Origin of the sequence: Synechococcus sp. R55.2 (genome assembly GCF_047462075.1) — a bacterium.
Taxonomy (GTDB): domain Bacteria; phylum Cyanobacteriota; class Cyanobacteriia; order Thermostichales; family Thermostichaceae; genus Thermostichus.
The window spans coordinates 2,878-12,458 of sequence record NZ_JANSIH010000009.1; the positions used below are offsets into that span (position 1 = coordinate 2,878).

Consider the following 9,581-nt stretch of genomic DNA (forward strand, 5'->3'; position numbering starts at 1 on the left):
TGGGCTTGCTCATAGTTGGGCACTATCGACACCTCACCCAATCTAGAGGCCAATCCGACCGACCGGGTTCAGGGATCCTGTTTTCTTCACGTTTGCCGTGGTTGCGGGTTTTGGGGTGGGTTTCCAGGACAGCTCAAGCTCTCGCGGGTGGTTACACCGGTTACCGGGTGGGATCCCTCAGCTTGCTCACACAACTGCCGCTTCGCCGCCCGATCCACATAGGCTTCGCTGAAATCGGCGCCGGCAATCTGCGCGCCCTGCCAAACTGCCCGCGCGGCAATGGCTCCCGTGAGGTTGGCCCCCCTGAGATCGGCTCCTGCCAAATTGGCCAGATCCAAGAGGCTATTGCTCAAGTCGGCACCGGATAGATTGGCCCCTGCCAGGTTGGCTTTGGTGAATGCCGCCCCCGCAAGGTTGGCCCCGTGCAGATCGGCGCCCTGCAGGTTGGCACTGACAAAGCTGCTGCCCCGCCAATCTTGGCCGGACAAATCCTGACCCTGCAGATCGGCGTTGTTGAAGTTGAGACGGGTTTGGCTGCCCGCCGGGGATCCCCAGAGGAGCCAAAGCAGCAAAGTGACCACTAGCAGGATGCCCAGCTTTCCGAAGTCGTGCCAGCAGGTCAAGGGGTTGGATTTTGCAGCCATTGGGGATCCCTAGGTTCTCTGCCCCCATTTTTGCCGATTTTTCCCTTGCTCATCACGTGGGAGCTGCTGAGAACTTGGATGGCGTTGCAGCAGAGACAGCCCTTATCCGCCGTAGGTCACATTCCGCTCGGTGGTGCGAAATTGCAGGACTGTCAAGCCCACCACAAGGAAAAACAGGACAATGGATTGTGCGGCAGCCCTGCCCAAATTGCCAGAAGACACTCCGATTTTGTAGATCTCGTAGATCAACACCGAGGTGGATCCGGAAGGGCCTCCGGCAGTTAGCAAATCGATGGTGCCAAAGATATCGAAAAACGCATAGGTCATGTTGGTAATCACCAAAAAGAAGGTGATGGGAGAAAGCAGCGGTAGGGTGATGGCAAAAAAGCGACGCACAGCCCCGGCTCCATCAATGGCAGCCGCCTCCAGCAGATCCTTGGGCAGGTTTTGCAGGCCGGCAAGGTAAAACAAAATGTTGTAGCCCATCTGCTTCCAAACGCTAGCAAAGATCACCACCCAAGGGGCCAAGTTGGGATCGCTGAGCCAGTTTAAACGGGGGATCCCCACCAGGCCCAGCAAATGGTTGGCCACCCCTCCCAAGGGGTTGAACATGATAAAGAAGATGATCCCGGCCACCGCCGGAGAAATGGCGTAGGGCCAGATCAGCAACACCCGATAAATCGCCGCCCCCCGAATCGGCTGATAGGCCAGCGTGGCAATCAACAGGGATCCGCTCAACCCCAGCACCACGATGGCCGCCGAAATGGCAAAGGTAATGCCGAGGCTACGCAAATAGGTGGCATCCGTCAGCAGACCGGTGAAATTGTCCACACAGACGAAGCGGCTGCGCGGCGCCCCCACAAACGTGAGCAGGGTGGAAAGGCGGAAGGTATCCAGCCCTGGGTAGTAGAGAAACACCACCAAGATCGTGAAGGTGGGCAACAAGAGCAGCCACGCCAGCCACCACTGCTTAAAGGTGCCCCTCTCCTGAACAGCTGGGCCGGGGATCCCCAGGCGGCGCTCCTGCTCCTTCTGCGTCCACGCCAACAGCGGCCAGAGGGGAATGGCCATGCCCACCAACACCAACCCCACGCCAAAGGCCATGTCGATGGCCTTGCGCTCCGGCTCAAAAGTGCAAAAATCCAGGGGCGCCATAAAAATCAGGGATCCCAGCCCTCCTGCTAGGCCCCCCAGCACTGCCCCCACCGGCACAGGCCACTCGATGCGTCGAAAACGGAGCCCCATCCAGAGGGATCCCAGCAACCCCGCCAACAGGGGCAGCAGCACTTGGATGAATCCCAACATCGCCTCTCACCTCGGCTGTGCTCTTCACAAGAGCCTTATCAAAGCCCGGAAAGGGGCAGGCCGCCGCCCACCCCCATCCCTCAATAACACCCCTGGCCCATCGACATCCAGGTTACTGGTAGAGGGAGTTGTACTCGGCTAGAAGGCGGTTGGCCTCCTGGTTGGCCTTGGCCATGGCCTGGGCCGGATCCCCGCCTTTAAGCATCAGATCTTCCATGGTTTGGGTCACCACGTTGCGAATTTCGGGGAAAGCCCCCAGCAGCGCCCCCCGAGTGGCAGGGGTCACCTTGGAATTGTTGATTTGGTCGCTGGCGGTGAAGAAGTTGGGGTTTTCCTTGAACCAGCCCTTCGACTCCAGCAAGGCTACCGAGCTTTTCCGAATGGGCAAGTAGCCGGTCACTTGGTGCCACTCGGCAGCATTTTCGGTGTTATTGAGCCACAACATGAAGGTCAGCGCCCCCTCTTCCACCTCCTTGGGCAGATCCTTCACCAGCCAGAGGCTGGCTCCCCCGATCAAGTTGCCTGTCCAACCCTTGTCGGCGTTGTAGGGCATGCGGGTGGTGACCAGCTCGATGTTGTTTTGCTTGGCAGCGTTGGTGATGTTGGCGGCATCGGCGCTGCTGGTGATGGCCATGGCGACGGTACCGGTCTGGATGGCCTGCTCGGTGGCTGCCCAATCCCGCTGCTTGCCGCTGTAGATGTAGTAGCCTTTGTCATACATCCCTTTCCACCAGGTGGCGATGGCAATTGACGGCTCCGAGTCCAAAAAGACCTGGGTGGCACGGGCGGCACGGCCATTGTCGTTGTTGGCCAAGAGGGCATTCTGCTGGGCCATCCACTGCTCGTAGAACCAGCCGTGATTGGGCCAGGTCACACAGCCCTGGGGAGCGTCGGGGAGGGCCATGATCTTTTGACAAGCAGCCTCCAGCTCTTGCCAGGTGGCCGGCGGCTTTTCGATCCCAGCCTTCTTCAAGATGGCCGTGTTGGAGTAGAGAATGGGGCTGGAGCTGTTCCAGGGCATGGAGGTAAATTTGCCATCCAGGGTGTAGTAGCTCACCACCGGCTCGATAAAATCGTCGAAATTCACTGGGATCCCGTTCACTTCGGTGCGATTGCCCAGAGCATCGGCAATGGACTTGAAGTAACCAAAATCCCGTGCCCGCTGGGTGCCCACCTCAAACCACTGCACCACCGAAGGAGCAGCATTTTGTTGAATGGCCAGGTCGGTGGCTTGCTGAATTTCTTCGTAGTTGCCGTAGCCTTCGACCGTAACTTTGTATTGAGGAAATTGCTTGTTGAATTCTTCCGCTTTTCCGCGGGCCCAATCCAGGCGGTTATCGGTAAAGGCAATCCAAACTTTGACTTCGGCAGGAGACTGAGCAAAGCTGTCGGCAGCCAGAAGAGCAGCAGCAGAAGCAGCCACCAGGCCAGCCGCAACAGCCAGGAAAGTACGACGGGTGTTCATAGAAAAATGCAGTCGCATTCGCTAAAGGCACCTCTGAGATTACAGCACCGACATTAAGAGCAGGTTATATCTGGCTGGGATCCCCTCGGGAAGTGAACCTTCAGGCCAAAGTCAGAGTCAGATGAGGTGAGCACCTAGCCTGGGTCATGATTGGCAATTTCTCAAGGGGTCTCGAAAAATGAGAATGAAAATGAAAACCGCAAGCTTTTGCCTGTTATTGGTTACTGCCCTCCTGATGGCGCTTGCTCCCTTTGCGCAGGCTCGCCCCCGTCAACGCACTGCCACAGCCACCACGCCAACGGGTGGATCCCTGGCCCCGCGCGGTGGGCGCACCTTCACTCACTCCGGCACCTACACTGGCACCGGGCCAAGTGGCAGATCGGGTAGTGGCACCTATTCCGGCCAGGGATCCCGGCAATTCATTCCCGGTCAGGGGGTGGAAGGAGACTACTCCGGCCAAGTCACTACCCAACAAGGTCAGACCTGGAACCTGAACCATCAGCACACCACCACCCGCACGAATGAGGGCTGGCAACGGCAGGGCAGCACCACGGTGCACAATGCCCAGGGCGAGACGGTAGGCAGCAGCTCAAGCCTTACTGAGGGCCAAGCGGGGCAAGGCTGGCAGCGCAGCGGCCAATTCAGCAATGCCCGCGACCAAACCTGCACCACCGAATCGAGGGGCACACCGACGGGGCCAGGACAATGGCAGCGCGAGGCTCATGTTTTCAATGCCGAAGGGGATCTGCTTGGTGGCACCCAGTCCTCTGTGCAGTACCGATTTGTGCCAGGACAAGGCTGGGTGAAAACAGTAGAAGGCAAGACTCTAAAGGGTCAACCCATCCGCCGCACCACCACGATCGGCCCCAATCCGTGAAGGATTTGCAGGGATCCCCTCCTCAGCTTGGCTTGGCATGCCGCCGCAGCGCCTGGATCCCCGCGGCCAGGGCAAAGAGCGCGATCAGCAGCAAGGTACTTAGGGCCGCCGCTTGCTGGGTATAGCCCCCTTGTTGCAAGCCAAAGATGAGCCACCCAAAGGTCTCCGAGCGGGAGGTCACCAAGAGGGCGGAGAGGGTCAGCTCGGCAAAAGATTGCAGAAATACCAGCAACACTGCCGCCGTCAGGGCTGGCGCCAGCAGCGGCACCAAGATGTGGCGAAAGGTTTGCAGCAGGGAGGCCCCGTCAATACTGGCTGCCTCCTCAAGGCTGGTATCCAAGCTGCGCCACGCCGCTTGCAGGGGCTGCAGTGCCAGGGCCGAGAACCGCCCCAGGTAGGCCATCAGGATCAGCCATAGGGTGCCGTAGAGGCTCAGCCCCGGCAGGGGAGGAGGCAACCACACCAAGATGAGAGACAAAGCAAAAATCAGGCCCGGCAGGGCATAGGGCAAGTCCACGATGAAGCTGAGCAGGGCCAACAGCGGCACCTTCAAGCGGGTCAGGGCATAGCCCAAGATCGTCCCTATCCCGCTGCAGAGCAGTGCCGCTCCTCCCGCCAAGCCCAAACTGTGCAGCGTGGCGCGGCGGGCCCGCTCCAGATCAAAAAGAACCATGCGGAAATGCTCCAGGGTTAGGTTAGACCAGGTCAGGGGCAGGCCATAGGCCCGCAGCAGGGCAGTCGCAGCCATGGCCAGCAAGGGCCCAAGAACGACCAGCAGAGCTGCGGCGAAAAGGATCCCGCTGAGCAGCCAACCCAGCCAGCCCAGGCGATAGGGATCCGGAGGCGCCTCGCCGGGATCCAACCCCTCCTGACTCCGCTGGGGCCAGCTCAAGAAGAAGAGGGCCGGCAGGCCAAAGAGCAACGCCAGCGCCGCACTGCGCCCAAACCCATCGCCGCTGAAGTTGATCACCTCCTGGTACAGCTGAGTGGGCAAGGTCAGGTAGGGCCCGGTGATCCCCAGCAAGGCCGGGATCCCGAAATTGCCCCAGGCCCCCAGGAACGCCAGTGCTGCTGCTGCCGCCACAGAGGGCCGTAACAGAGGCAGCGTGACGTAGAGCCAAACCTGCAGCAGGTTTGCCCCATCCAGTTGGGCCGCCTCCTGAGCCTGCTTGGAGAGCCGGCTCAGGCCCGCCACCAGCGTCAGATAGGCAATCGGCAGCACAAAAAGAGCCAGCAACAGGATGATCCCCGCCGGTGTGTAGAGGCTCCACAGGGATCCCTGCTTTCCCAAAATCCAGCGCAGCCCCTGCTGCAGATAGCCCACCGGCCCAGCCCACTGGATCCAGGCCAAGGCCAAAACCTGGGGCGGAATCACCAGAGGAGACAAAAAGAGCAGCCGTAGGATCCCGCGGCCCGGCAGATCCGTCTGGGTGGTGAGCACCGCCAGCAGCAGAGCGGCCCCAAGAGCCAGCGCCGCTGAGGCCGCGGACACCCAAAGGCTATGGCGTAGCGCCAGATGGACGCGAGGCGTTTCCAGCAACCAGCGGATGTTCTCACCTTCGCCGCCCAAGGCCCGCTGCAGCAGCCTCCAGAGGGGATAGACGTGGGTCAGAGTCACAAGGGCGGCTACAGCCACCAGCCAGGGGATAATGGGGTGCCTCAACCCTTTGCTCAAGTCCTTCCACCGCAAGACTTGGCCAGCGTCTGGCCAGCTTGATGTCAACCTATTCCCCAAACAACTTGGCAAAGCGAGCCTTGTCGGCCTCGCGGCTCTCGGCCAACTCCGTCGCCGGCACGCTTAAGATCTTCAGCTCGCTCAAGGCGGGGAACCCTTTCGGAGGTGTGACATCCTGCCGCAGTGGCATATAGCCCATCCCTGCAGCAACCTCCTGCCCCTTCTGAGACAGCAAGAAGTCCACAAAAGCCTGGGCAGCTTCCAGGTTGGGCGTTCCTTTTACAATTCCCACCGGCTCTGTAATCAATGGCACACCCTCCTTGGGATAGACCACCTCCACTGGGGATCCCTCGTTGCGGCTGCGAATGGCGAGAAAGTCCACCACCATGCCGTAGCTTTGTTCGCCACTGGCGACGTTGCGAGCCACAGCGCCATTGCCTTGCACCAGCACTGCCTTGTTCTTTTTCAGGGCTTCGTACCACTCCCAGCCCAAGCCGGGGGTGCGGGTGATAACCCCCAAGTTGTAGGCGGCGGCGCCCGAATAGGTAGGGCTGGGCATCACCAGTTGGCCTTCAGGAACCTGGGCCAGGGCTGCCCAGCTATCGATGGGCTGGGCTTTGGCCGTGTTGTAAACGATCACCGTGGCCAAGATCTTGGTGCCGAAGTAGTGGCAGTCTGGGTCGTAGTAGGTGGCAGCGATGGCTTTGGCCTCAGGGCTGCAGTAGGACTCCAGCAAATTGCGGGCTTTCAGCAGCTCAAAGGTGGGCGCATCGGCCACCAACAACACATCTGCCTGGGGGCTGCCCTTTTCTGCTTCTAAAAGAAAGCGGCTGATCACCTCCTCGGTGCCGGAGCGAAAGATCTCCACCGAAACCTCTGGATAAACTTCCCGAAATGCAGCAACAGTTTTCTGAGCATCTGCATCGGGTTGGGAGGTGTACAAACGCAACGTCCCGGAAGGCTTAGCCCAGGCTGAGCTCAAGGATCCCCACGCAAAAGGCTGGGCAAAAGCCACGCTGCAAAGCACCGCCAACAAAGATAGAGGACGCACGGTGATTCTCCTAACCATTCCAAAATCGGTTTTTGCATTTACTCTCACTTTACTGCCGATCTGGCACAAATGAGAGCATTGCCCAAATTCACCGGAGAATAAGCCTGTATTGCAGCTTTTCAGACAACATCTATCACAGCCACTATAAGTCACAACCACATGGATATGGATAGAAGCACCCCCTGCGTAGCAGGGATCCCACTTCGCTCACAAAACTCGCAGGAAGCCGGGGGAAGCTTTGGCTTCGGGGTTCCCAGGTTTCCCCCTATTTTAGGAGTTGAATACAGCTCAGAATACCTCAATAAAATCATCCAAAAGTTATTTTCTAGTTATTTTGAGATTAAGTTCTGATTAAGAAAAATTACCGGCCAGATTGTGAGAGGAAAAAGCACAGCTTGGTTCAACCAGCTATGCTTTTTGGAACCACATACCCTGTACTTTGGCTATAGGGATCCGAAAGCGTCTTCCTTATCTAGCTCCTCCTAGAGAAGCTTAACCAAGGCAACCAGCTTCCGACTCCACCCGCCGGCTTGCCGTCGTATCCGGCACCCCCGTCGACAACCGGTAACGCCTTCCACGGTAGTACCACCCCAGCCGCGATACGCCACGGTCAGACCAAAAGCTCACAAGACTCCTCCTGCTTTGCTCCTTCTCCACCCCCCTCGCAGACACTTTTCGCCCCGAACTCAACCGTTGCCTTGGGGCTAGGTTGGGCCCGGAAAGGCCTACAGCAGGCGAGTTTTGAGGTTTAGTTTAAGGCCTGCCCAGTGTTGGGAAGCGGGCGGACGGAATCGAACCGACAACAGCAGTTTGGAAGACTGCGGTTTTACCATTAAACTACGCCCGCACGGGCATTCAGCGATGCTGAATATCTATGGTAGCATCTCTCGGCGGTGCCCCTTCCCACTCAGAGTTTGGAGAAAAATCCATCTCCATCAGCGGGACAGACTTCTCCGGTAGGCTGGGCTTACTTGCTCTGGAGATCTTTCTGGCGTTTCCTTTGCCATTGGCGAAACTCTTTCTCGTAGCGTTCACCCTCCGTTTGGTAGGCGTTCCAGCCCTTGAGGGAAACGGTCAAGCCCCAGCCCATGAGGATAAATAGCGACCAGGATAGCCCCCCACCGGAGAGCCAGTCCAAGCTCAGCAAAAAGCTGTTGACAATTCCATAGCGGCCCAGCAGTTGGTAAAACTGCCGACGGCGGTAGCGCTGGAATTCTCGGTGTTGGCTGTTCAGCTCTTGCCAAGCCTTCCATTCCTGCTCGGCCAAATCCAGCTCTTGGGGGGAGATCCCCAGTTCGGCGGCCATCTCCTGCAGTTGGGAGCGGGTGAACTCGCCCAGGCGCGGCTGGCGGGCAATGGCTCGCTGCAGGATCTGCTGCACGTCCTCTTGGCTGTACCGGGATCCCGACATTTGGCTGACTTACATATAACTTCGTAAACTTTATATCTCTTAGTTTGGGCTAGCTGGATCTTGCGCCTTATGAAGCTCCCTCCGCCGCGGGATCCCAACCGTTAGACTAAACCTAGACTGCGAGCCTCCTTCTCTGGGGTTAAGTGTCCCTGTACTGCCTGTGATCTGTGCTTGCCAGTAGGGTTATGGCCTCCACCCGCTCTAGATCTTACCTTCGCCAGAGTCGTACCTCCCTATTGAGCGATCTGCTGCAGGCTTTGCCGCACCTGCGCCCACAACTGTATTTCAAATCCTCTTTGGTTGCCCTCAGCCACGCCATTGAGGATCAGGTGCTGCAAGGGCAGGGATCCCCGTGGGTATTCGCTAACTTTCAAAAGGAGCGCTACTACCGCCAGGAGGCACGGCGCTACCAGCGCATCAGCGCAATGGCCCAAGACGTGTTTGTGTTGGCGACCCCAGAAAAGGATTTTGCTCAGACAGACCTGCCCTACCACACCATTCCCTTGGATCCAGAGGATCCCTTGGTGCAGGAGTGGCACTTGATCGTCATCGATGCCCACTATGCCACCTGCCTCGTGTGTCGAGAACGCTTGCAGATGCAGCGGGAGCGTCCTTGGCAAAGCAGCGATATGGATGCAGCTCGCCAATTTGATGGGATCTGGTCATTTGATCGTCAGATTACAGTCCAAGCGGCTTTGGCCCTGTTGCCCAAGATCCTCAGTTACCGACCGGATCTGGAACCTCGCCTTGAGCCCCTTCGCCAGTACCTCAAGGGATCCCCGCAAAACTCCGCCAGCCAACTGAATCCAGGCCCCTTTACCGAGCGGCTGATCACCTATCTCCAGGCAGGGCAATACAAGCTGCAGCGGGCCTACCGCACCATTCGGGCGCAAGAGCGCAAAGAGCATCTGATCAACCGCATCAGCAGTGCCATTCGCCAGTCTTTGGATCCCGGCGAGATTTTGGCAATTGCTGTGCAGGAGCTGGGGCAGGTGGCAGAGGTGGGGCGATGTTTGATCTACCGTTACGATGGCCAGGCCCCTGCTGTTCAGATTGAGCAGGAGTACCGCACCCTAACGATGGGCAGCCTTAAGGGATCCCTGTGGCCTCTTCCCAGCAACCCTTTTTTGCGGGAGGCAGTAGCCTCGGCACA

General features: G+C 58.5%; 8 protein-coding genes and 1 tRNA gene. 2 read left to right on the forward strand and 7 right to left on the reverse strand.

Features of this window, described 5'->3' with window-relative positions; all coding sequences use genetic code 11:
• Positions 1 to 86: 86 nt before the first annotated feature.
• The 3 genes from NW838_RS00210 to NW838_RS00220 form a co-directional block, all read right to left on the reverse strand.
• A complete protein-coding gene (locus NW838_RS00210; protein ID WP_414357558.1) occupies positions 87 to 644 on the reverse strand; it encodes a pentapeptide repeat-containing protein in 558 nt (185 codons plus the stop codon).
• 102 nt (positions 645 to 746) lie between these two features.
• Positions 747 to 1,949, reverse strand: a complete 1,203-nt coding sequence (locus NW838_RS00215; protein WP_414427262.1) for a carbohydrate ABC transporter permease — start codon at positions 1,947 to 1,949, stop codon at positions 747 to 749.
• A 112-nt stretch (positions 1,950 to 2,061) separates the two neighbouring features.
• Complete coding sequence (locus NW838_RS00220; protein ID WP_414427263.1) at positions 2,062 to 3,414, reverse strand: ABC transporter substrate-binding protein; 1,353 nt, start codon at positions 3,412 to 3,414, stop codon at positions 2,062 to 2,064.
• Positions 3,415 to 3,604: 190 nt separating this feature from the next.
• On the opposite strand from NW838_RS00220, the gene NW838_RS00225 reads away from it, so the two are divergent.
• The gene (locus tag NW838_RS00225; protein ID WP_414357555.1) at positions 3,605 to 4,291 is read left to right on the forward strand and encodes a hypothetical protein; all 687 of its coding nucleotides are present in this window, start codon (positions 3,605 to 3,607) and stop codon (positions 4,289 to 4,291) included.
• Positions 4,292 to 4,313: 22 nt separating this feature from the next.
• Here NW838_RS00225 and NW838_RS00230 read toward each other — a convergent pair whose 3' ends face one another.
• From NW838_RS00230 to NW838_RS00245, 4 genes are all read right to left on the reverse strand, one after another.
• Positions 4,314 to 5,954: an ABC transporter permease gene (locus NW838_RS00230; protein ID WP_414427264.1), complete on the reverse strand. Its 1,641-nt coding sequence runs from the start codon at positions 5,952 to 5,954 to the stop codon at positions 4,314 to 4,316.
• 61 nt (positions 5,955 to 6,015) lie between these two features.
• A complete protein-coding gene (locus NW838_RS00235) occupies positions 6,016 to 7,017 on the reverse strand; it encodes an ABC transporter substrate-binding protein (protein ID WP_414357554.1) in 1,002 nt (333 codons plus the stop codon).
• A 776-nt stretch (positions 7,018 to 7,793) separates the two neighbouring features.
• A tRNA-Gly gene (locus NW838_RS00240) sits at positions 7,794 to 7,864 on the reverse strand.
• A gap of 120 nt (positions 7,865 to 7,984) precedes the next feature.
• Positions 7,985 to 8,428: a 2TM domain-containing protein gene (locus NW838_RS00245; protein WP_414427265.1), complete on the reverse strand. Its 444-nt coding sequence runs from the start codon at positions 8,426 to 8,428 to the stop codon at positions 7,985 to 7,987.
• A gap of 185 nt (positions 8,429 to 8,613) precedes the next feature.
• Between NW838_RS00245 and NW838_RS00250 the strand changes: the two genes are divergently transcribed.
• The coding region (locus NW838_RS00250; protein WP_414427266.1) for a DICT sensory domain-containing protein at positions 8,614 to 9,581 on the forward strand (968 nt) is incomplete at its 3' end.